Source organism: Limnohabitans sp., assembly GCF_040401495.1.
Lineage (GTDB): Bacteria > Pseudomonadota > Gammaproteobacteria > Burkholderiales > Burkholderiaceae_C > Limnohabitans.
This window is the reverse complement of record NZ_JBBAOI010000003.1, coordinates 16,687-38,352: the sequence shown is the minus strand read 5'-3', so window position 1 is coordinate 38,352 and position 21,666 is coordinate 16,687. Positions and strand designations below refer to the sequence as shown.

Annotated in this window: 21 protein-coding genes; 17 read left to right on the top strand and 4 right to left on the bottom strand. The window is 49.7% G+C overall.

Going from position 1 to position 21,666, the window contains the following annotated elements:
* Window positions 1-37: 37 nt before the first annotated feature.
* Entirely contained in the window at window positions 38-592 is a 555-nt protein-coding gene (locus AC9UEO_RS03305; RefSeq protein ID WP_509529824.1) for a hypothetical protein, read from the bottom strand.
* Between AC9UEO_RS03305 and dksA the strand changes: the two genes are divergently transcribed.
* The 17 genes from dksA (at window position 591) to lpxC (ending at window position 19,556) form a co-directional block, all read left to right on the top strand.
* Window positions 591-1,157: an RNA polymerase-binding protein DksA gene (gene dksA / locus AC9UEO_RS03300; protein ID WP_509529822.1), complete on the top strand. Its 567-nt coding sequence runs from the start codon at window positions 591-593 to the stop codon at window positions 1,155-1,157. The two genes, AC9UEO_RS03305 and dksA, sit on opposite strands and share 2 nt — an antisense overlap.
* 294 nt (window positions 1,158-1,451) lie before the next feature.
* A complete protein-coding gene (gene mraZ / locus AC9UEO_RS03295) occupies window positions 1,452-1,880 on the top strand; it encodes a division/cell wall cluster transcriptional repressor MraZ (RefSeq protein ID WP_509530190.1) in 429 nt (142 codons plus the stop codon).
* Window positions 1,881-1,886: 6 nt separating this feature from the next.
* The gene (rsmH, locus tag AC9UEO_RS03290) at window positions 1,887-2,813 is read left to right on the top strand and encodes a 16S rRNA (cytosine(1402)-N(4))-methyltransferase RsmH (protein WP_509529820.1); all 927 of its coding nucleotides are present in this window, start codon (window positions 1,887-1,889) and stop codon (window positions 2,811-2,813) included.
* Window positions 2,810-3,124, top strand: a complete 315-nt coding sequence (ftsL, locus tag AC9UEO_RS03285) for a cell division protein FtsL (RefSeq protein ID WP_509529818.1) — start codon at window positions 2,810-2,812, stop codon at window positions 3,122-3,124. Before rsmH ends, ftsL begins: the two co-directional genes overlap by 4 nt.
* Entirely contained in the window at window positions 3,121-4,857 is a 1,737-nt protein-coding gene (locus AC9UEO_RS03280) for a peptidoglycan D,D-transpeptidase FtsI family protein (protein WP_509529815.1), read from the top strand. Before ftsL ends, AC9UEO_RS03280 begins: the two co-directional genes overlap by 4 nt.
* The gene (locus AC9UEO_RS03275; RefSeq protein ID WP_509529813.1) at window positions 4,857-6,347 is read left to right on the top strand and encodes a UDP-N-acetylmuramoyl-L-alanyl-D-glutamate--2,6-diaminopimelate ligase; all 1,491 of its coding nucleotides are present in this window, start codon (window positions 4,857-4,859) and stop codon (window positions 6,345-6,347) included. The genes AC9UEO_RS03280 and AC9UEO_RS03275 overlap by 1 nt, the downstream gene beginning before the upstream one ends.
* Complete coding sequence (locus AC9UEO_RS03270) at window positions 6,344-7,765, top strand: UDP-N-acetylmuramoyl-tripeptide--D-alanyl-D-alanine ligase (protein WP_509529810.1); 1,422 nt, start codon at window positions 6,344-6,346, stop codon at window positions 7,763-7,765. The genes AC9UEO_RS03275 and AC9UEO_RS03270 overlap by 4 nt, the downstream gene beginning before the upstream one ends.
* The gene (gene mraY, locus AC9UEO_RS03265) at window positions 7,756-8,934 is read left to right on the top strand and encodes a phospho-N-acetylmuramoyl-pentapeptide-transferase (RefSeq protein ID WP_509529808.1); all 1,179 of its coding nucleotides are present in this window, start codon (window positions 7,756-7,758) and stop codon (window positions 8,932-8,934) included. The genes AC9UEO_RS03270 and mraY overlap by 10 nt, the downstream gene beginning before the upstream one ends.
* 2 nt (window positions 8,935-8,936) lie before the next feature.
* The gene (gene murD / locus AC9UEO_RS03260) at window positions 8,937-10,421 is read left to right on the top strand and encodes a UDP-N-acetylmuramoyl-L-alanine--D-glutamate ligase (RefSeq protein WP_509529805.1); all 1,485 of its coding nucleotides are present in this window, start codon (window positions 8,937-8,939) and stop codon (window positions 10,419-10,421) included.
* Window positions 10,418-11,689: a putative lipid II flippase FtsW gene (gene ftsW, locus AC9UEO_RS03255; RefSeq protein ID WP_509529803.1), complete on the top strand. Its 1,272-nt coding sequence runs from the start codon at window positions 10,418-10,420 to the stop codon at window positions 11,687-11,689. The genes murD and ftsW overlap by 4 nt, the downstream gene beginning before the upstream one ends.
* Window positions 11,686-12,753 (top strand): undecaprenyldiphospho-muramoylpentapeptide beta-N-acetylglucosaminyltransferase, encoded by a 1,068-nt coding sequence (gene murG, locus AC9UEO_RS03250; RefSeq protein WP_509529801.1) that lies wholly within the window; start codon window positions 11,686-11,688, stop codon window positions 12,751-12,753. The genes ftsW and murG overlap by 4 nt, the downstream gene beginning before the upstream one ends.
* Window positions 12,750-14,177, top strand: coding sequence for a UDP-N-acetylmuramate--L-alanine ligase (gene murC, locus AC9UEO_RS03245; protein ID WP_509529798.1), 1,428 nt, complete (start codon window positions 12,750-12,752; stop codon window positions 14,175-14,177). The genes murG and murC overlap by 4 nt, the downstream gene beginning before the upstream one ends.
* On the top strand, window positions 14,174-15,148 hold the full coding sequence (locus AC9UEO_RS03240; RefSeq protein WP_509529796.1) for a D-alanine--D-alanine ligase: 975 nt from the start codon (window positions 14,174-14,176) through the stop codon (window positions 15,146-15,148). The genes murC and AC9UEO_RS03240 overlap by 4 nt, the downstream gene beginning before the upstream one ends.
* Window positions 15,145-15,957 carry a cell division protein FtsQ/DivIB gene (locus AC9UEO_RS03235; RefSeq protein ID WP_509529793.1) on the top strand — a complete coding sequence of 271 codons (813 nt, stop codon included), beginning with the start codon at window positions 15,145-15,147 and terminating at the stop codon, window positions 15,955-15,957. Before AC9UEO_RS03240 ends, AC9UEO_RS03235 begins: the two co-directional genes overlap by 4 nt.
* A 16-nt stretch (window positions 15,958-15,973) precedes the next feature.
* Window positions 15,974-17,203, top strand: coding sequence for a cell division protein FtsA (gene ftsA, locus AC9UEO_RS03230; RefSeq protein ID WP_509529791.1), 1,230 nt, complete (start codon window positions 15,974-15,976; stop codon window positions 17,201-17,203).
* Window positions 17,204-17,368: 165 nt separating this feature from the next.
* Complete coding sequence (ftsZ, locus tag AC9UEO_RS03225; protein WP_509529788.1) at window positions 17,369-18,622, top strand: cell division protein FtsZ; 1,254 nt, start codon at window positions 17,369-17,371, stop codon at window positions 18,620-18,622.
* Window positions 18,623-18,632: 10 nt separating this feature from the next.
* Entirely contained in the window at window positions 18,633-19,556 is a 924-nt protein-coding gene (gene lpxC, locus AC9UEO_RS03220) for a UDP-3-O-acyl-N-acetylglucosamine deacetylase (protein ID WP_509529785.1), read from the top strand.
* Here the strand turns inward: lpxC and ruvC are convergent.
* From ruvC to AC9UEO_RS03205, 3 genes are read right to left on the bottom strand one after another with little or no spacing between them, the layout of a single operon-like run.
* A complete protein-coding gene (gene ruvC / locus AC9UEO_RS03215; protein WP_509530187.1) occupies window positions 19,495-20,058 on the bottom strand; it encodes a crossover junction endodeoxyribonuclease RuvC in 564 nt (187 codons plus the stop codon). The genes lpxC and ruvC overlap by 62 nt on opposite strands.
* An 8-nt stretch (window positions 20,059-20,066) precedes the next feature.
* Window positions 20,067-20,810: a monofunctional biosynthetic peptidoglycan transglycosylase gene (gene mtgA, locus AC9UEO_RS03210; RefSeq protein WP_509529782.1), complete on the bottom strand. Its 744-nt coding sequence runs from the start codon at window positions 20,808-20,810 to the stop codon at window positions 20,067-20,069.
* Complete coding sequence (locus tag AC9UEO_RS03205; RefSeq protein WP_509529779.1) at window positions 20,807-21,658, bottom strand: energy transducer TonB; 852 nt, start codon at window positions 21,656-21,658, stop codon at window positions 20,807-20,809. Before AC9UEO_RS03205 ends, mtgA begins: the two co-directional genes overlap by 4 nt.
* Window positions 21,659-21,666 lie beyond the last annotated feature (8 nt).

Genomic DNA, 21,666 nt, shown 5'->3' with positions numbered 1-21,666 from the left:
TAATAAACAACAACCAGAAGCAGTATGGGGCTTGGTGCTAGCGCACTCGACGCCACCCTGTAAGGAGATTTGCATTGAAATCCACAAAGCATTCGAGCGACAGCAAAGCCAAGAGTAAATCCAAGGTCGCCGCTGCAAAGCCTAAGAGCAAGGTCGTGAAAGCCCCTGTTAAAAAAACCCTTGCAGTCAAAAAACCTGTAGTGGCTAAGAAAGCTGTCTCGTCCAAGAAAGCTGTCGCTGCCAAGAAATCCGTGACAGCCTCGAAACCTGTGTTAAAAAAGAAAGCTGTGCCTGTTAAAAAACCTGTAGTTGTGAAAAAGGCCGTTGCTAAAAAAGCTGTCCCAGCAAAGAAAGCCGTGCCTGCCAAAAAAGCAACGCCAGCCGCAAAAAAACCAGCGGTTAAAAAAGCGCCCCCAGTCAAGAAACCCGTCTCTGCGAAACCTGTAACCAAAACTGTGACAACTGCCTCCAAAACTGCTTCAAGCAATACCAAAGCGTCTGCGCTTGCATCGAAAACTCCCGTATCTGCCCTCCCTCGGGCTGAGTCCACACCTGACAACGCCAAGAAGTCTCCGCGAGCAGCAAAGGCCATGTCGATGATGCCTCCCCCCCCAGGGCTGAGCGTGGCCTCCACCATGGCCAAAGCCAGTTATGGGCCCATTTCTGTCCCAACTCTGCCTGCGGTTGTCCCCATGATTCCTGTGAAAAACCCCAAACTGGCTAACAACTGGAAAACAAAAACAGCGGCCACCATCTCTGATGAGGAGGTGCTGGCAATGCCTGAAGAGCAGTACATGAATGCACTGCAAATGGCTTTTTTCCGATTGAAATTGGTTCAGCTCATAACAGACATTTTGGCAAACGCTGGTGAAACTACCGAGCATTTGCGTGAAGACACCGTCATCGTGCCAGACCCAGCCGATCGGGCCACTATCGAGGAGGAGCACGCATTAGAACTTCGCACGCGCGACCGTGAACGCAAACTCCTTAAGAAAATTGAGCAATCTATTGCGCGTATCGACAGCGGCGACTACGGCTATTGCGATGAAACTGGCGAGCCTATAGGGGTTGGTCGTTTATTGGCCAGACCGACCGCCACCCTGTCGCTAGAGGCTCAACAGCGGCGTGAATTGAAGCAAAAGATGTTCGGCGATTGACGCTTACGCTACGCTCAGAGAAAAGCAGGCCACATATGGCCTGCTTTTTTTTACTCTCAAAAAGCTAATAAGTCACATACGATATTTCTTCTAAGTACTTAATTAATAATGATTTTTTAAATAGATGGCAATGCGAAATACGAGCTAAGTTGTTGATTTTGCTACTAAAACTTCATTTTATGTCTTGCAAGTACGAAAAATCCTGTTAAAGTGCATAGAAGTGGTATTTAGTGCAAAAATGTGAGATTCATCACGTTTGCAAGCCATGTTTGTGTAACCAAGGGGTTGTTAGTCGTGTTTCAAGGTGCGTCATCGCTAAGTTTGGATGCCAAGGGTCGCTTGTCGGTGCCGACGCGGCATCGCGAGGTATTGAGCGCGACCACGGCAGGCCTGCTGACCATCACGCGTCACCCACATGGTTGCTTGATGCTGTTTCCACGTCCCGAGTGGGAAAAATTCAGAGAGCGTGTTGCCGCATTGCCAATGACCGCCCAATGGTGGAAGCGTATTTTGTTGGGTAACGCGATGGATGTCGAAATGGATGGCACGGGACGTGTGCTCATCTCTCCTGAACTGCGCAGCGCAGCCAATATCAGCAAAGACGTGATGTTGCTGGGCATGGGTACCCATTTCGAACTTTGGGACAAGTCGACCTATGACACCCAAGAGGCCGAAGCCATGAAGGGTGAAATGCCCGATGTGTTTCGCGATTTTTCGTTCTAACGTGGAATGGCAACAACTGAATGGGCACACACCACCGTCATGTTGAAGGAGGCGGTCGAGGCGCTGGACGTCCAGGCCGAAGCCACCTATGTCGACACAACCTTTGGCCGAGGCGGCCATGCAAAGCGCATCTTGGAAAAACTCTCCCCAACGGGCCAACTGATCGTCTTCGACAAAGACCCGCAAGCGATTGCGGTAGCCAAAGCGATGAACGACTCCCGAATCCAGATACGCCATCAGGGCTTCGCAGCACTGAGCCAACTGCCGCACAACAGCGTCGCCGGTGTGCTGATGGATCTGGGGGTGAGTTCACCTCAAATCGACAACCCAGAGCGAGGCTTTTCATTCCGTCAGGACGGCCCGTTGGACATGCGAATGGACACAAGCCAGGGCCAAAGCGTTTACGACTGGTTGGGCGTGGCAAGTACCGACCAGATAGCTCAGGTGATTCGTGACTATGGAGAGGAAAGATTTGCTAATGGCATCGCCAAAGCCATCGTCGCCCAACGTGATGCGGGGCAACTGCCCGCGAGTACATTGGCCATGGCCGAATTGGTTGCTTCAGTTGTCAAAACCCGTGAAGCGGGTCAAAACCCCGCAACACGAACCTTCCAAGCCTTTCGGATTTTTATCAACCGAGAGCTTGAAGAGCTCGCACAGGCACTGGACGCCAGTCTGCAGGTCTTACAACCTAGAGGGCGTTTGGTGGTGATCAGTTTTCATTCACTGGAAGATCGAATGGTCAAACAATTCATCGCAAAAAACGCGAAAGAAGTGTATGACCGACGAGCCCCATTTGCCAACCCAGCGACATTGGCGCTGCGCGATTTGGGGCGTCAACGTCCGACTACAGAAGAGGTCAGTGCCAACCCGCGCAGTCGAAGTGCAATTTTGCGCGTAGCAGAGCGCTTACCGTTGCAGGAGGCGGTATGACGCGCATCAGTGCCATGCTGTTATTGGCGGTAGTGCTGAGTGCGCTGTATTTGGTACGCACCCAATACGAGTCGCGCCGCTTGTATACAGAGCTAGACCGAGCCAAGGCCCTGACCCAACGACTCGATACAGAACATGACAGATTAGACGTAGAACGCGGTGCGCAGGCAACCCCACTGCGAGTCGAAAAACTCGCACGTGAACAAATGCATATGCATACGATTTCGCCTGCAATTACCCAATATGTTTCAACACAGAAAAACAACAGTGAAAGCGTCTCCGCTAGCAGCACACCTAAGGCACAGCCATGAGCAGTCGCAGTGTGCAGTACTCCACCAATCCATTGCTTGCGAGCAAAACTCCTGTTTGGCGCAGCCAATTTATTGTTGCCGGCATTGCCCTAGGATTTATCGGTTTGGTCGTACGCGCAGCCTATGTCCAAGTACTCGATAACAATTTCTTTATAAAACAGGGACAAGTTCGCTTTGAGCGAACGTTAGAAATACCTGCGAACCGAGGACGGGTACTCGATCGAAATGGGCTGATCTTGGCGTCGAGTGTTCCTATGCCGAGTATTTGGGCCAGTCCAGAGGAAATGGATACAAGCAATCCCAAGCTGAAGGAGCTCGCACTTTTACTTGAAATGCCAAGCGCAGAACTTCAAGAAAAAATCAAAGATCCAAAGCGTAAGCATGTATGGCTCAAGCGGCAAGCAGACATGGCATTAGGTAAAAAAATCAATGAGCTAGGTGTGCGAGGCATTTACACCACCATGGAGTACAAGCGCATGTATCCAGAAGGTGAAGCAGCAGCGCATGTGGTTGGGTTTACAAATATTGAAAACATCGGGCAAGAAGGTGTTGAGCTTGCCTTCAACAAGCATTTGGCAGGCAAGAGTGGTTCTCGACGTGTCATTAATGATGGTCACAAACAAGTCGTTGAGGGCATTGGCGACGAAATTCCCCCCGAAGACGGCCGAGATTTACAACTTAGCATTGATAGCAAAGTTCAGTATTTTGCTTATCAAAGACTGCGCGAAGCAGTGATTGAGAATAAGGCCGCGGCTGGCAGCGTAGTGGTTTTAGATGCGCAATCAGGGGATGTGCTGGCGCTGGCAAATTACCCAAGTTATTCCCCGGAAAAAAGAAGCAATTTCAATGGCGTGCAAATGCGCAATCGCGCACTGACAGATACCTTTGAACCTGGTTCGACGATGAAGCCCTTTGTGATCGCATTGGCGATGGAAAAAGGCATGGTTAAACCTGAAACACCCATAGATACATCGCCTGGCAAGCTCAATATGAACGGCAAGACCATCACAGATGCTCATCCGCACGGGATGCTCAGTGTGTCAGAGGTGATTCAAAAGTCGAGCAATGTTGGCACAGTCAAAATTGCAATGAAGATGACACCAAAAGATATGTGGGAGATGTATACCCAAGTAGGCTTTGGGCAAAAACCTCAAATCCCCTTTCCTGGTGCAGTTGCCGGACGTTTGCGCCCCTACAAAACATGGCGTCCCCTTGAACAAGCCACCATGAGTTACGGCTATGGTTTATCCACCAGCTTGTTTCAGTTAGCACAAGCCTATACGGTGTTTGCACGAGATGGCGAGGTCGTACCTGTCAGTCTTATCAAGCGAGAAGAAAGGGTGGTCGGCGTACGCGCTATCAGCGCTCAAAACGCTGTTGCAGTTCGCAAGATGCTCAATATGGTCACCGGCCCTGGCGGTACTGCACCTAAAGCACAAACCATGGGCTACTCCGTGGGTGGAAAAACCGGAACAGCCCATAAGCAAGAAGGCAAAGGCTACGCAGATAAAAAGTACAGAGGATTTTTTGTAGGCATGGCTCCTATAGAAACGCCCCGTATTGTGGTTGCGGTGATGATTGATGAGCCTAGCAATGGGCGCTACTTTGGTGGCGATGTGGCTGCACCCGTGTTCAGTGAAACTGTGCAGCAAACATTACGGATGCTAGGTATTCAACCTGATAGGGCCGTTAAGCCACAAGTCATTGCCAAAGCCGAAGCGGAGTCGTTTTGATGCGTTCATTACAGACGCCACCCCAAGCAGCTCAGTGGCTGCGAAATATGGTCTCAGGACAACTGCATATTGACAGCCGAAAAATCAAAAAAGGTGACGGTTTTTTTGCTTGGCCAGGGTTAACTCAGGATGCCCGCCAGTATGTAGCGCAAGCTTTATCCCAAGGTGCAGGCGCATGCCTTGTGGAGGCTAAAGGTCTTGAACAATTTTCCTGGATGCAAGACGAGACAAGGATTGGCGTCTACACAGATTTAAAGCAAGCCTGTGGTCCTATTGCTGATGCGTACTTCGATTCACCAAGTCAAAACCTGAAGATGCTGGCGGTGACTGGAACCAACGGTAAAACTTCAACCGCATGGTGGTTGTCGCATGCTCTTAGCCGATCAGGTCAACGATGCACCGTAGTGGGTACATTGGGCATGGGTGAAGCGCATCAGTTACACATCACTGGCATGACAACGCCAGATCCCTTACGGCTTCATGCACAGTTACGTCAATGGGTAGACGATGGCGTCAAAGCCTGTGCCATAGAAGCTTCGTCTATAGGATTGAGTGAATATCGACTAGATGGAACCCGATTAAACATCGCCATATTCACCAATTTCACGCAAGACCATTTGGATTACCACGGCAATATGGATGCCTATTGGCAAGCGAAGTCCAAGCTGTTTGCTTGGCCAAATTTGCAAGCAGCAATCATTAATATTGACGATGTACATGGGAAAGAGTTGGCGCATCAACTACAAGTTCAAAAAAAGGAAGTGACACCAGACATTTGGACAATTTCCATGCACTCCGACGCAAGACTTCGTGCGCAGTCCGTACAAAACGGTAAACATGGTTTGCAATTTGAAGTAGTGGAAAGCGACCAAATTCACCTGCTGACAACTGACTTGGTGGGCGAATTCAATGTGCTGAACTTGCTGGGAGTTTTAGCCTCTATGCGTGCTCTCGGGATAGAGCTTTCACAAGCGATCAAAGCCTGTCACCAATTGCCATCTGTTCCAGGTCGTATGCAAAGTTTGGGTGGTGCACAAACGCCATGTGTCGTCATTGACTATGCGCACACACCCGATGCCCTGATGCAGGCGCTCAAAGCCCTGCGACCCATGGCAACTGCGCGTCAAGGAAAGTTGTACTGTGTTTTTGGTTGCGGTGGTGACCGCGATACAAGCAAGCGAGCACCTATGGCAAAAGCCGCAGAGGAGGGAGCCGACCTCATTGTCTTAACCAGTGATAACCCTCGCAATGAAAAGCCGCAAGACATCATTGAATTCATGGTGGATGGTTTAGCAGATCCATCAAAGGCGATCATTTGCATAGACCGAGCGCAAGCTATTACCCAAACTATTGAAAAAGCCAGACCACAAGACGTCATTCTCATTGCAGGCAAAGGCCATGAAAATTATCAAGAAATAGGAGGGCAGCGAACTCCCTTCTCAGATGAAAAGCATGTGTTGGCTGCTTTGCGTTTAAGGGGTGATGTATGACTCAGCACCTCGATATTTCATTGGGGCAATTGCATTCCTGGTTGCCTCATAGCCGTCTGGTTGGGGACCCAAACTTAAAGGTATCTCGCATACACACCGACAGCCGAAGTCTGTTGCGTGGTGATCTGTTCATCGCTTTAAGGGGCGAGCGGTTCGATGGGCACGACTTTTTATCTCAACTCACTGAACAAGGTGTTGGTGCTGCCATTGCAAGCCATGGCTTAAAAGAAGCTGGTTTGATGGGCTTAGAGGTGGCGGACACATTGAAAGCACTCGGAGAACTGTCTCGTGCTTGGCGCTCACAGTTTTCAATCCCTGTAATTGCTGTGACAGGTAGCAATGGCAAGACCACCGTCACGCAGATGATTGCAAGCATATTGCGTGCGTGGCAGGGTGAGAATTCACTGGCAACCCAAGGAAATTTCAATAATGCCATTGGATTGCCACTGACTTTGCTTCGATTGCAATCGCACCATCGTAGCGCCGTGGTCGAGTTGGGAATGAACCATGCCGGGGAAATTGCAGAACTCGCCAGTTTGGCTGCCCCCAATATTGCATTGGTCAATAACGCTCAACGTGAACACCAGGAGTTCTTGCACAGCGTACAAGCAGTCGCTACTGAAAACGGTGCAGTGATTACATCACTGCCTACAAATGGTGTTGCTGTGTTTCCAGCAGAGGATACTTACACAGAGCTTTGGAGGAAATTAACAGGCAATAGGCAAGGCATAAGTTTTGGACGATCGAATACAGCAGACGTCAAACTGATCAATAGCGGATGGTCGAATCAGCAATGGCAACTCAGCATTCAAACGCCCATGGGACAGCTATCCCCTGTCTTGTCTGTTGCTGGTAATCACAATGTTCAGAATGCATTAGCCGCGATAGCTTGTTCGGTTGCAGCAAACATACCTTTGCCATTCATAGAGCAAGGCATAGCTGCTTTTAGACCTGTCAATGGCAGATCGAAATCCTTCTTCCTAAAGTGGGCAGATCGACAATTGGTGCTGATCGATGACAGCTACAACGCCAACCCAGACTCAGTACGAGCTGCTATCAATATCTTGGCCCAGTCAACCCAGCCCCGCTTATTGGTGCTGGGAGACATGGGCGAGGTGGGCACCCAAGGGCCAGAATTTCATGCCGAAGTCGGTCGTTATGCTCAGGCCAGTGGTATTGAATATCTTATTACCTTAGGCGAACTTAGCAGGGATACAGCCAAGTCATTTTCAAATGCAAAGCACTGCCAATCTATTGATGAGGTATGTGCACTGGTACAAGCCAGATTACCTTTGGTAGAAACAGTGCTTGTTAAAGGCTCTCGGTTCATGCGTATGGAGCGTGTTGTGCAAGCCATTCAAACTTGGGTAGACGCCCGTTCACTTTCTTCTAACACCACGGAGGCTCCATGTTCTTGAGCTTGGCTCAGTGGCTACAAGCCATGTCGCCAGATTATGGTTATTTGCGGGTATTTCAATACCTTACCTTCAGGGCTGTAATGGCTGCAATGACAGCGCTCATGATTGGCTTGATTGCTGGTCCTTTGGTGATTCGCAAATTGACACAACTCAAAATTGGACAACCCATCAGAGGCTATGGCGTAGAGACTCATCTTGTGAAATCTGGAACTCCCACCATGGGCGGCGTTTTGATTTTGCTAGCTATTGCATTGTCAACTTTGCTGTGGGTAGATTTATCCAACCGATTTGTTTGGATTGTGTTGTTGGTTACCTTGGGGTTTGGGGTCATAGGATGGGTGGATGATTGGCGCAAGGTCGTTAGAAAAGACCCAGAGGGAATGCCCTCTGGAGAAAAATACCTCTGGCAATCAATCATTGGTCTGTTGGCCGCGCTTTACTTGGTATTTAGCATCTCAGAGGTCAGCAACATACGCGTGATGGAACTGTTTTACAGCTGGGTACGCTCAGGCTTTGATGTCAACTTGCCGCCCAAAGCAGGTTTGCTATTGCCCTTCTTTAAAGAAATCAGCTACCCATTAGGGGTGCTTGGTTTTGTGGGGTTGACCTATTTGGTGATCGTAGGCTCTAGCAATGCAGTCAATTTGACCGATGGATTAGATGGTTTGGCAATCATGCCTGTGGTCATGGTGGGATCAGCACTTGGCGTATTTGCCTATGTCACAGGTTCTGCTGTGTATTCGCGTTACTTATTTTTCCCACATATCCCAGGCGCTGGTGAGTTATTGGTATTTTGCGCTGCAATGGCTGGTGCAGGATTGGCCTTTTTATGGTTCAACACCTATCCCGCACAAGTCTTTATGGGTGATGTAGGCGCTTTGGGTTTAGGTGCAGCTTTGGGGACAATTGCCGTCATCGTCAGACAAGAAATTGTGCTGGCCATCATGGGCGGTATCTTCGTAGCAGAGGCTGTTTCAGTGATGATGCAAGTCAGCTATTTCAAATACACCAAGCGTAAATATGGTGAGGGTAGGCGCATCTTAAAAATGGCCCCATTGCACCACCACTTTGAAAAATCTGGGTGGAAAGAAACGCAGGTAGTGGTTCGATTTTGGATCATCACCATGCTGCTGTGTTTGGTGGGTCTTTCTACAATGAAATTGCGGTGAGCATGAAGATACTTACAGACCTTCATCTATTGGTTTTAGGCCTGGGTGAGTCTGGCTTGGCCATGGTTCGTTGGTGTGTATCGCAAGGTGCCAAAGTGACTGTGGTTGACAACCGTGAAAAACCGCCATGCTTGGCAACTATGCGGCTAGAAAAAATTGAAGCCACATTTGTACATGGTGTGATTGCTGCAAGCTTGCTAGATGATTCTTCTATAAAGGGTGTCTTCAAAAGCCCAGGGCTAACACCCGCACAAGTCGAACCAGTGTGGACAGCAGTCAAACAAAAAGGGCTTTGGCATGGAACTGAACTAAGCCTGTTTGCGCATGCCATGAACTATCTGGCCAAAGAGCAAGCATACCAACCGAAGGTGCTTGCCATCACGGGAACAAACGGAAAAACCACAGTTACCAAGCTCACTTCACTTTTGCTAGAGCGCGCAGGAATGACGGTGGCCATGGCTGGAAACATAGGCCCTAGCTTGCTGGATACATTGCGTGAAAACTTGGATGATTTACCGCAAGCATGGGTATTGGAGTTATCAAGCTTTCAGCTCGATAGTGAAGCGCAATTTGAGCCAACGGCGGCATGTGTGTTGAACCTGACACAAGACCATCTAGATTGGCATACAGATATGCAGAGTTATGGCAATGCAAAATCTCGAATTTATGGTCATCATGCCATTGCAGTAGTGCCATGCGATGATGTATCGGTTGCAGCATTGCTACCCAAGGATGCAGCCAAAAAGAAATCAGAAAAACGACAATTGATTTTCTATGGTGCGGACGTACCTGCGCATGCAGGTGACTATGGCTTAGAGCATGTCAATGGCATGACATGGCTGGTGCGAGCATCTGTTCCCGAGACAGAGGGCAAGAAGTCTATTGAGCAAGAGCTCTATCTTCAGCGACTGATGCCAGCTGATGCGCTGAGAATTAGAGGGCAACATAATGCCATCAACAGTTTGGCCGCTCTTGCGCTGGCAAGTACTTGCGGGGCTGGAGTGGCGGCAATGTTGTATGCACTTCGTGAATACATGGGCGAGCCTCATCGATTGCAAACAGTTGGTGTTATCAACGATATTGAATACGTCGATGACAGCAAGGGTACGAATGTTGGTGCAACTGTTGCAGCTATGAACAGTTTAGGCAAACATAAAAATATCGTGGCTATCCTAGGTGGCGACGCTAAAGGCCAAGACTTTGGGCCACTGGTAGAGCCGCTAAGGAAATTTGCGCGAGCAGTTGTTTTGATAGGTAAAGATGCTCCACACATTCAAGAAGTATTGACTGGAGTGGAGTTCCCCGTGCTACAGGCCACCGACATGGCCAGCGCTGTAGCGAAAGCCAGCGAACAGGCGCGTGCTGCGGATACAGTTTTGCTCTCGCCGGCTTGTTCAAGCTTAGACATGTTCAAAAACTATGAAGAGCGTGGGCAAATATTCGCCGACTGCGTTAACGCATTGGTTTTTGAAGAGAGGCACGCATGAGCGATAGCGTGTTTTTAAATTGGGCAGACCGCGTAGGTCATTGGTTTGGCAGCACGCCAAAAGAGGGGCCTGACGCATTGCCAGTTCGTGTACATGGGCGTGAATATGGTCGCACGCGAGTAGCACCTGCAGGTATCAAAGCATTCGATCAGAACTTGGTTTGGGCCATAGCAGGCTTACTGATATGGGGCTTGGTGATGGTCTACTCCGCATCAATTGCACTCAACGATGGGCCACGTTCCACAGGTTTTTCTCAGGTTCAATATCTTGTGCGCCATATGGCTGCACTCGGTGTTGGCTTCATTGCTGCCTTGCTGGTCTTTCAAGTTTCAATGGACACTTGGGAGAAAACCGCTCCTTGGGTATTCATTGTTTCCATCGTCTTATTGATTGTGGTGTTACTGCCCTTTATGGGGAAAAGTATCAATGGCGCCAGACGTTGGATCAGTTTAGGCGTGTTCAATTTTCAACCTTCAGAATTGGCAAAATTCGGAACCCTTTTGTATGCAGCCAATTACATGGTTCGCAAAATGGATGTGAAAGAAAAGTTCTTTGCAGCAGTTACACCAATGGGTGTGGCAATCGCAATTGTGGGCTCACTATTGCTGGCAGAACCCGATATGGGGGCATTTTTAGTGATTGCAGTGATAGCTATGGGCATTTTATTTTTAGGCGGTGTCAATGCGCGAATGTTCATATTGATTGCACTTGTCTTACTCATCGCATTTGGCCTCATCATTGGTTTTTCTGAATGGCGGCGTGAACGTATTTTTGCCTACCTAGATCCTTGGAGTGCAAAGTACGCTCTTGGAAAAGGCTATCAACTTTCCCACTCACTGATTGCTTTTGGGCGGGGAGAAATATTTGGGGTTGGTTTAGGTGGCAGTGTCGAAAAACTTCACTGGCTACCTGAGGCGCACACAGACTTTTTGCTTGCGGTGATTGGTGAAGAATTTGGACTCATAGGCGTAGTCACATTGATTGGCGTTTTCATGTGGATGACGCGTCGCATCATGTTCATTGGACGACAAGCCATTGCCATGGACCGGGTATTTGCTGGATTGGTAGCGCAGGGAGTAGGCATTTGGATTGGCTTTCAAGCCTTTATCAATATGGGCGTGAATTTAGGCGCTTTGCCAACCAAAGGATTGACTTTGCCTTTGATGAGTTACGGTGGTTCGGCCATATTACTCAACCTAATTGCGTTGACCGTTGTGCTGCGTGTGGATTATGAAAACCGACTACTTATGCATGGAGGTCGTGTATGAGCACTCCCACCGCATTGGTGATGGCCGGCGGTACAGGCGGACATATCTTTCCAGGCTTAGCTATTGCTGAAGTTTTACGTGGTCAAGGTTGGAAGGTGCATTGGATGGGTGCGCCACATCCCAGCATGGAATCACAACTGATTCCCCCCAAGGGCTTTGTATTTGAGGCGGTGCAATTTGGTGGTGTCCGAGGAAAAGACATATCCACCTTGATGCTGATGCCATTGCGGTTGATAAAAGCTTTCATTCAAAGTTTGCAATTGATCTTGCGCATAAAGCCTGATGTATTGGTGGGCCTTGGGGGTTACATCACATTCCCAGGGGGGGTGATGGGTGTGTTGTGTGGCCGGCCTTTGATATTGCATGAGCAAAACGCAGTTGCTGGAATGGCAAATAAATGGCTTGCCAAAATTTCACATCGAGTATTTAGCAGTTTTCCTAACGCTTTACCCAAAGCCGAGTGGGTGGGTAACCCACTGCGTGCGGAATTTATAAATCAAATGGCGCCTGCACAAAGGTTTGCTGGAAGAACCGGACCATTGAAGGTGGTGGTGATGGGCGGCAGTTTGGGTGCGCAGGCAATCAATGCGGTTGTCCCCCAAGCACTGGCTTTGATCCCTCTTCAAGATCGACCTACAGTATTGCACCAAGGTGGTGAAAAGCATTTAAAGGACTTGGCTAAAGCTTATGCCCAAGCAGGTGTAGAGGCTGAACTCACTGCATTCATCGATAACCCAGCACAGGCCATGTCACAAGCTGATCTGGTGATTTGTCGATCAGGTGCGAGTACGGTCAGTGAACTCTCAGCTATCGGTGTTGCCGCATTGTTAATACCTTTTCCCTTTGCAGTCGATGACCACCAAACAATGAACGCCAAGTTTCTGTCAGAGTATGGCGCAGCATGGATAGCACTACAACACACATTAACGCCACAAGTACTTGCACAACAGTTGCAAACTCTGAGCAGGGACAAACTTCTGGAGGTGGCTGCCAAGGCGTATGAATTGAGAAAAACCAATGCTGCACAGTGGGTTGCACAAGCATGTAACGAGGCGCTGCAATGAAGCACGCCATCAGTCATGTCCATTTTGTGGGTATCGGGGGTGCGGGCATGAGTGGCATTGCCGAAATACTGCACAACCTTGGTTACAAAGTATCTGGATCTGATTTGTCAGACGGACCCGTCTTGCAACGGCTATCTGCGCTGGGAATTCAAACCCAAGTGGGGCATAGCGAATTCAACATTGCAGGTGCAGATGCAGTGGTCACATCGACTGCTGTACAAGCCGATAACCCAGAAGTTATTGCTGCACACCAAAAACTGATACCCGTTGTTCCTAGGGCCGTGATGCTCGCAGAATTGATGCGACTCAAGCAAGGCATAGCTATAGCAGGAACACATGGGAAAACCACCACCACCAGTTTGGTCGCCAGTGTATTGGCGCAAGCGGGTTTAGATCCAACCTTTGTGATTGGAGGTCGGCTTATCAGTGCGGGTGCCAATGCCAAATTAGGGGCTGGAGACTACATTGTGGTTGAGGCAGATGAATCGGATGCCTCCTTCTTGAACCTGAGTCCCATCATGTCTGTGGTGACGAATATAGATGCAGACCACATGGAAACCTATGGGCATGATTTCAATCAATTGAAATCAGCTTTCATTGAATTCCTACACCGAATGCCGTTTTATGGTGCGGCTGTGTTGTGCATAGATGATCCAGTGGTCAACAGTCTTTTGTCACAAGTTTCAAGACCAATTACTTCCTACGGTTTGTCAGAAAAAGCCCAAGTTCGAGCAACAGATGTTCGCGCCGTAGGCGATCGCATGCATTTCACTGTGAAGCGCAGCAACGGCGTGACATTGCCAGACTTACATATTGTTTTGAATTTACCAGGAACGCACAACGTACTCAACGCATTAGCTGCTATTGCAATCGCAGTTGAGTTGAATGTGCCAGATGAAGCTGTTGTCAAAGCATTGGCAAACTTCAGTGGCGTGGGGCGAAGGTTTCAAAGGCATGGAGAAATAGCTGCCAAAGCCGGTGGCTATTTCACGTTAATTGAAGACTATGGTCACCACCCGGTTGAATTGGCAGCAACCATTGAAGCAGCCCGCGGAGCCTTTCCTGGTCGTCGCTTGGTGTTGGCATTTCAACCGCACCGCTTTAGCAGAACACGCGACTGCTTTGAAGACTTTGTCGCTGTACTACAGAAAGTTGATGTCCTTTGGTTGACAGAGGTGTATTCAGCGGGTGAGGTTCCGATTGCGGCCGCAGATGGACGATCACTGTCGCATGCCGTTCGTGTGGCGGGACAGCAGCAACTGGTATTTGCCCAAGACTTAAAAGCACTCGCTGACTTGGTGGTTACCAACGCCTTAGACGGCGATGTGGTGATGTGCATGGGAGCGGGTTCAATTGGCTCAGTACCTTCCATGGTTGTTGAGCGCTGTGCTAACAGGGCTGCATTGAAGGTGGTTAGCGCATGAAAAGCTTTGACATTGCAACATCCAAAGTCGCTGTGTTGATGGGTGGGCGTTCCGCCGAGCGAGAAATCTCGCTGTTGTCTGGACAAGGTGTTCTCACTGCATTGCAATCTCTGGGGGTCAATGCAGTCGCATTTGATCCATCGCAAATCCCCTTGGAGCAACTGCAGGCACAGCAATATACCCATGCTTTTATTGCGTTGCATGGCAGACACGGCGAAGATGGAACAGTGCAGGGTGCCCTAGAGTTGATGGGTATTCCTTACACCGGTTCAGGAGTGATGGCTTCTGCTATTGCTATGGATAAGCAAATGACCAAGCGCCTTTGGCGAGCAGAGAATTTGTCTACACCACCATCCGTTTGGTTAGCGCCTAACGAACAAACCCCCGAAGAAATCAACAGCATCATCAAGCAACTCGGTTTGCCACTGATTGTCAAACCACCACACGAAGGTTCATCCATAGGTGTGACCAAAGTCACACATGAGGCACAACTTGCCCAAGCCATTGCATTAGCGACTAGCTATGACCCTGACTTGCTGTGTGAGATGTTCATTGAAGGAGAAGAAGTCACGTGCCCCATTATTGGTCACGGTGAAAATGCCAAGGCCTTGCCCGTGGTGAAAATTGTCGCCCCCCAAGGTGATTATGACTATCAAAACAAATACTTCACCGATGAGGTCAGCTATCTTTGTCCAAGTGGCTTAGCCGCAGATGAAGAGAAAACAATTCAGGCTTTGAGTGTGGATGCCTACCGGGTATTGGGTTGTCGTGGTTGGGGTAGAGCGGACATCATGATTCGTGCCAGTGATCGTCAACCATTTCTGCTTGAAATGAACACCAGTCCAGGAATGACAAGTCACTCGCTGGTACCCATGTCTGCATTGGCCTCTGGTATTTCATACCCCCAGCTTTGCCTCATGATTTTGTCGAATGCGAGCTTAGATACGCGACGAGGGGTAGCCAAGCAATGAAAGCTAAAAATGCCATGCGCATGAGCGATGACTTACCAGTTGCGATGGATATTCGATTAATGAATATCACAAGCGTCATCCTAATGGCGGTTTTTTGCGTGGTTTTAGTGAGTGCGATGTTGTGGTGGATCGTTCGCCATCCAGTGTTTGCGCTTTCTGCTATTACGGTACAAGGTGATGTGAGACACAACAATGCTGTCACTTTGAGAGCCAATGTTGTTCCACGATTGAAGGGTAGTTTTTTCACTGTTGATTTGGTGCAAGCGCGAGCCACTTTTGAAAATGTTCCTTGGGTCAGACAAGCCTTGGTCAGGCGCGAGTTTCCAAACAGACTCAGCGTTGAACTTGAAGAGCACCAACCTGCAGCATTTTGGGGTAATGACGCTGATTCCCGGTTGCTCAACCGTCAGGGAGAAGTGTTCAGCGCAAACTTTGGTGAATTGGATGATGAAAACTTACCCCGATTAAGTGGCCCAGATTCAGAGTCTGCACAGGTATTGCGAATGTATGAAAAATTAAAACCCGAATTAGGAAAATTACAGCTCCAAATGAAAGGCTTGGAACTCACCGCCCGTGGCAGTTGGCGAGCAGAGCTCAAAAGTGGCGCGCAAATTGAGTTGGGTCGTGGCACAAGTGATGAAGTGCTGGTGCGCGTTGAGCGCATGACGCTCACCTTGGCTCAGGTCGCGCAACGATACGGCCGACAAACACAGGCGCTGGAAGCAGCAGATTTGCGGCATGTGAATGGTTATGCCTTGCGCTTGCGCGGGGTAAGTACGCTGACATCAACATCAACAACAACAAGGTAAACACACAGAGGTTTCCATGGCAAAAGAGTACAAAGATTTGGTTGTAGGTTTGGATATTGGCACCAGCAAGGTGATGGTGGTGGTTGCCGAGGTATTGCCTGGGGCAGAGTTAAAGCTCGCCGGATTTGGAATAGCCCCTAGCAGCGGATTAAAGCGAGGGGTGGTTGTCAATATCGATGCAACTGTTCAAAGTATTCAGCAGGCTTTGAAAGAAGCCGAATTGATGGCCGACTGCAAGATCACGCGTGTCTACACTGGCATCACCGGAAGCCATATACGTGGAATGAATTCACATGGCATGGTGGCAGTCAAAGACCATGAGGTTACAGCCGCCGATGTCGCCAGAGTGGTTGAAACGGCCAAGGCCATCAATATTTCAACCGACCAACGATTGCTTCTGGTTGAACCACAAGAATTTGTGATTGATGGCCACGACGTCAAAGAACCGATTGGTATGAGTGGCATTCGTTTGGAGGCCAAAGTGCATATCGTCACTGGCGCCCAAAGTGCTGCAGAAAATATCATTAAGTGTGTGCGTCGATGCGGACTCGACGTAGAGCAACTCATGCTCAACCCTTTAGCTTCCAGTCATTCGGTACTCACTGCGGATGAGCGTGAACTGGGTGTGGCATTGGTCGATATTGGCGCTGGCACCACCGATGTGGCTATTTTCACCAATGGAGCTATTCGACATACCGCTGTGATTCCGATTGCTGGCGACTTGATTACCAGCGATATCGCCATGGCACTTAGAACACCTACTAAAGATGCTGAGGACATCAAAGTCGAGTCGGGTTTTGCAAAACAACTGCTTGCTGACCCCAATGTGCAAGTCGAGGTGCCTGGACTGGGTGACAGAGGACCCAGAATGCTGAGTCGACAAAATTTAGCTGGTGTTATTGAGCCGCGAATAGAAGAAATTTTTTCATTGGTACAACAGGTGTTGCGTGACTCTGGCTACGAGGAAGTTCTCTCATCTGGCATTGTGCTCACGGGTGGTAGCGCCATGATGCCAGGCATGATCGAACTGGGCGAAGACATATTTTTAAAGGCGGTTCGACGCGGCGTACCGCGCTACAGCAGTGCATTGTCAGACATGGTTTCTCACCCGCGTGCTGCCACAGTGATGGGCTTGCTCGAAGAGGCTCGTCTGGCACGTTTGCGAGGTTTTAGAGTGGCTCAGAAAAATGGCTCGATGAAAACCGCCATGGGTCGAGTTAAAGACTGGTTTGTGGGGAATTTCTGATGATGAACGTAAATTTAAATGACCAGCATCAATATGAATCCTGTTTGTTTGGCGACCACCGTCGATGGCGACCGTGTATACGAGGAGCCCCGCCCATCAGTGAGAACTGCTAAAAGATTGATTGAAATTAACGGTTAAACAGACAACACGAAATTGGAGAAAAAAATGAACATAGAAATGATTGAAAAAAACGAATTTAGCTCAGACACCCAAATCCGTGTGATTGGTGTTGGTGGTGGTGGTGGTAACGCTGTTGAGCACATGATCAAGAGCGGGGTACGTGGGGTGGAATTCATCTGCGCCAATACGGATGCGCAGGCTTTGCGCGTGAGTTCTGCCCACCGCGTGATTCAGTTGGGTGACAACGGTCTAGGTGCGGGCAGCAAACCAGAGCGCGGTCAGTCGGCCGCAGAGGCTGCTACCGAAACCATTCGTGAGGTTCTTGAGGGCGCCAATATGGTGTTCATCACTGCTGGCATGGGTGGTGGAACAGGCACGGGTGCAGCACCCGTGGTTGCCCGCGTAGCGCGTGAAATGGGCATCCTCACCGTCGGTGTGGTGACCAAGCCTTTCGATTGGGAGGGTGGACGTCGCATGACCAATGCTGAAGCTGGTTTGGCCGAGCTTGAGGCAAATGTGGACTCATTGATTGTGGTGTTGAATGAAAAATTGCTGGATGTGCTGGGAGACGACGTCACCCAAGATCAAGCATTTGCGTATGCCAATGATGTGCTGCGTAACTCTGTAGGCGGGATTGCCGAGATCATCAATGTGGAAGCTTTGGTCAATGTTGACTTCGAGGACGTACGCACCGTCATGAGCGAGCAAGGCAAAGCAATGATGGGCACTGCCACAGCAAGCGGACCAGACCGCGCACGTATTGCCGCTGAGCAAGCCGTGGCCTGCCCCTTGCTTGAAGGTGTCGATATGACAGGTGCCAAAGGTGTTTTGGTGCTCATCACAGCTGCCAAAGGTGGGCTAAAACTGGCCGAATCCCGCGAAGCCATGAATACCATTCGCGCTTTTGCGTCTTCTGAAGCCCATGTAATTTATGGCACGGCCTATGACGAATCGCTGGGTGACCAAATTCGCGTCACGGTTGTCGCCACCGGCCTGGCGCATGCAGGTAAACGTATCGCCCCTCCCTTGACTGTCATTCAACGAACAGGAACTGACAACGTAGGCTATGCACCACAAGCCATCATGCCCAACAGCACAATGACTCAGAGCAGTCCAATAGCCAGTAGCACAGCAAATACAACAAGCACAATGACACCCGCCGACTACAGCAATGTCAATGTGCCAAGTGTTTGGCGAACACGTGACCGCACACAAGCAGCAGCCAAAGTTGATGCCATGTCCTCTGGCGGCATGGATAACTACGAAATTCCAGCCTTCTTACGCAAACAAGCTGATTAAAATCCAAGACGTGCTCAAACAAAGAACCCTGCAAACCCTTACCAGAGCGGTCGGCGTTGGCCTGCACAGCGGCCAACGGGTGGAACTGTGTCTGCGTCCCGCTCCCCCAGACACAGGAGTCGTTTTTAGGCGTATCGATTTGAGTCATCCAGTTGATATTCCTGTCTGCGCGACTGCTGTGACCGACACGCGCTTGGCCTCCACCATCTCGGCCAATGGCGTGAAAGTGCTGACCGTTGAGCATTTAATGTCGGCTTGTTCTGGGCTTGGTATTGACAACTTGTATGTAGACATCACGGCCGAAGAAGTGCCCATTCTTGATGGTTCGTCAGCCTCTTTTGTATTTCTTTTGCAAAGTGCAGGCATAGTGTTGCAAGATGCGCCTAAGCGCTTTATCCGTGTGCTCAGCGAAGTCTCTGTCATGGAGGGTGAGGCAGAGCAGCGCAAATGGGCCAAACTCTCGCCTTACCATGGCTACAAATTAAGCTTTGAGATTGACTTTCAACACCCAGCCGTTGACGCCACAGGCCAGCGAGTTGAGTTTGATACTGAAACTGGAAGTTACGTCAAAGACATTGCCAGAGCTCGCACGTTTGGCTTTTCAAAAGACATAGAACATATGCGTGCCAATGGTTTGGCCTTAGGCGGCGGATTAGACAATGCCATCGTCATGGATGATTACAAAGTTCTCAACAGCGACGGATTGCGCTATGACGATGAATTTGTGAAACACAAAATACTGGATGCCATGGGCGACTTGTATCTCTTAGGGCGGCCACTGCTGGCGTCTTACAGCGCGTTTCGTTCAGGCCACGCCATGAACAACCGTTTGCTACGCGAATTACTTAGCCAACCCCAAGCCTATGAAATCGTCAGCTTCGAGGACGAGCGGCGCGCACCAAGGGGTCTTGCCCAACTCGCTCCTGCTTGGTAGCTTTTGCCCCCAACTCCCGAATACGTGCGCTGTGTCGCCCATGCGCATGTGTGATTGCCAAGCCCAAAGCATCGGCTGCATCTGGTCCTGGTAAAGCCGGTAGCTTCAGCAAGCGCTTGACCATCTCTTGTACCTGCGCTTTAGCCGCTTTGCCGTGACCCGCAATGGCTTTTTTCATTTGTAATGCAGTGTATTCAGTGACAGGCAAATGATTGTGTACCAAGGACGTTAAGCACGCACCTCTTGCTTGACCTAGCAACAAGCTGGCTTGCGGATTCATATTCACAAAGACAATCTCAACTGCTGATTCCTGTGGACGGTAGCGCTCAACAACTTGTGCAATGCCATTGAAAATTACATTTAAGCGAGCAGCTAAATCTTCTCGAGGCAAATGCGTGGTGGTAATGGTACCGCTGGCCACATAACTTAATTGACTGCCTGTGCTGTCAATCACGCCAAACCCGACACATTGCAAGCCAGGGTCTATGCCCAAAATACGCACAAGCTCTGTCATGGCAGCGCCACCTGCGGCATACGGGCCAAAATAATAGCGGCACGTTCATTCAAATAAGGAGAGCGTGGAAATTTTTCATAGTACTTGGGGCGAGGCAACATGACTGACAACCGTGCAGCCTCTGCAGCACTCAATTGAACAATAGAGCGGCCATAGTAATGTCGCGCCGCCGCTTCAATGCCAAAAACACCCTCCCCCCATTCGACGTTGTTGAGGTAGATGTCCAAGATACGCTGCTTGCTCAAGCATTGCTCCAAGACGAGTGTCAAAACCAACTCTTGTGCCTTCCGAAAGAAAGTTCTCTCGCCACTTAAAAAAAGGTTTTTTGCTAATTGCTGCGTGATGGTGGAGCCACCCACCACCTTCGGGCTTTGGTTTTTAGCCTGTGCCGAGGCTTCAGCTCGCGCATTTTTACTCCAAGCCCGCTCAAGAGCCTCCCATTGAACACCTGAATGTGACGCGAAAAGATCATCCTCAGAGGCAATGACAGCGCGTTGGATATGGGGCGGCAGTTTCGGGCGATCTATCCACTTCTGCGACCAACGAATAGAGGGGTATTTGTGACTTATACGCCCCAACTCAGACCGTTGAAAAGCAGTGGAGCCTGGGTCTATATAGCGCATCATTGCAATGCGTGCGACGAAAAAAAACTGTAGACCCAAAGCACACCAAAACAAAAATACAAGCCACCTCAGTCCCGCAAGAAAGAAATGATTGGGGCTAATTGACGGCACAGTCATTCGCCTTGCAAAGTGGTTTGCAAAGTGTTGTTGTGGTCAAAACTAAACCGAGTGACTAAGGCGAGTTGGTCCATTTCACGGCGCATCGCGTCGTTAAAGGCACCGTAGGGGCCTGCGTTACGCGCTATTTTCTTGGCATGAAAGTCAAGCAAAGGGTTACCCGAGCCCTGGGAAACATCAGCTGAGATGACTTGGCCACGTGTGTCAATCGTGATGACCATGATCAGCGAGCCGTAGAGTTTTTGGCCTTGCGACTGGGGGAAATCCAAAGTTCCCTTCATCTCGATCTTGCGCCTAAGCAAGTCGTAGTAACGAGCGTATGAAGCTTCTTGTGTGCTGGGACTGACATAGCGTTTACGCGGGCGGGCGTTTTCTTCTTGTATGCGTTTTTCAATTTGGGCCAACAAATTGATAAGTTGCTGGCGTTGTCGCTCAATAGCAGGATCCTTGCTGGTGTTGTGCGAGGCATTGAGTTTGGCTAATGTTTGTTTGGTACGGGTGAGCAGTTCGGCTTGCTCGCGCTCCTTTTCGACAATTTTTTGCTGTACTTGGTTGTCCGCTTGGCCAAAGCGGGTAGTCGGGGAATTGATCAATGGTGAGGTAGATCTGTCATGGGTGGTTTCACCACCGCCCGCCAAATTGGTTTGGGCAATAGCCTTGGGTTTGGCTGGCGCTGCTTCATCAGACTCGGTATTGACCAAAATCACTTCCAAGCCAGCGTCGCGCACCAAGCGGTCTATATCCTCAGGCGGACTCAGTCGCACAGCCAGCACTACCGCATGAACCACCAGCGAAATACCCACGGCCAAGGGCAAAAGTCTGTCAGCATGGAAAAAGGCAACAAGCATCTGCTTAG

Excerpts from the sequence above, each read along its gene's own strand:
- dksA (WP_509529822.1), top strand. The coding sequence starts at position 591 with ATGTCGATGATGCCTCCCCCCCCAGGGCTGAGCGTGGCCTCCACCATG.
- AC9UEO_RS03305 (WP_509529824.1), bottom strand. The coding sequence starts at position 592 with ATGGCCTTTGCTGCTCGCGGAGACTTCTTGGCGTTGTCAGGTGTGGAC.
- rsmH (WP_509529820.1), top strand. The coding sequence starts at position 1,887 with ATGGCAACAACTGAATGGGCACACACCACCGTCATGTTGAAGGAGGCG.
- ftsL (WP_509529818.1), top strand. The coding sequence starts at position 2,810 with ATGACGCGCATCAGTGCCATGCTGTTATTGGCGGTAGTGCTGAGTGCG.
- AC9UEO_RS03280 (WP_509529815.1), top strand. The coding sequence starts at position 3,121 with ATGAGCAGTCGCAGTGTGCAGTACTCCACCAATCCATTGCTTGCGAGC.
- AC9UEO_RS03275 (WP_509529813.1), top strand. The coding sequence starts at position 4,857 with ATGCGTTCATTACAGACGCCACCCCAAGCAGCTCAGTGGCTGCGAAAT.
- AC9UEO_RS03270 (WP_509529810.1), top strand. The coding sequence starts at position 6,344 with ATGACTCAGCACCTCGATATTTCATTGGGGCAATTGCATTCCTGGTTG.
- mraY (WP_509529808.1), top strand. The coding sequence starts at position 7,756 with ATGTTCTTGAGCTTGGCTCAGTGGCTACAAGCCATGTCGCCAGATTAT.
- murD (WP_509529805.1), top strand. The coding sequence starts at position 8,937 with ATGAAGATACTTACAGACCTTCATCTATTGGTTTTAGGCCTGGGTGAG.
- ftsW (WP_509529803.1), top strand. The coding sequence starts at position 10,418 with ATGAGCGATAGCGTGTTTTTAAATTGGGCAGACCGCGTAGGTCATTGG.
- murG (WP_509529801.1), top strand. The coding sequence starts at position 11,686 with ATGAGCACTCCCACCGCATTGGTGATGGCCGGCGGTACAGGCGGACAT.
- murC (WP_509529798.1), top strand. The coding sequence starts at position 12,750 with ATGAAGCACGCCATCAGTCATGTCCATTTTGTGGGTATCGGGGGTGCG.
- AC9UEO_RS03240 (WP_509529796.1), top strand. The coding sequence starts at position 14,174 with ATGAAAAGCTTTGACATTGCAACATCCAAAGTCGCTGTGTTGATGGGT.
- AC9UEO_RS03235 (WP_509529793.1), top strand. The coding sequence starts at position 15,145 with ATGAAAGCTAAAAATGCCATGCGCATGAGCGATGACTTACCAGTTGCG.
- ftsA (WP_509529791.1), top strand. The coding sequence starts at position 15,974 with ATGGCAAAAGAGTACAAAGATTTGGTTGTAGGTTTGGATATTGGCACC.
- ftsZ (WP_509529788.1), top strand. The coding sequence starts at position 17,369 with ATGAACATAGAAATGATTGAAAAAAACGAATTTAGCTCAGACACCCAA.
- mtgA (WP_509529782.1), bottom strand. The coding sequence starts at position 20,810 with ATGACTGTGCCGTCAATTAGCCCCAATCATTTCTTTCTTGCGGGACTG.
- AC9UEO_RS03205 (WP_509529779.1), bottom strand. The coding sequence starts at position 21,658 with ATGCTTGTTGCCTTTTTCCATGCTGACAGACTTTTGCCCTTGGCCGTG.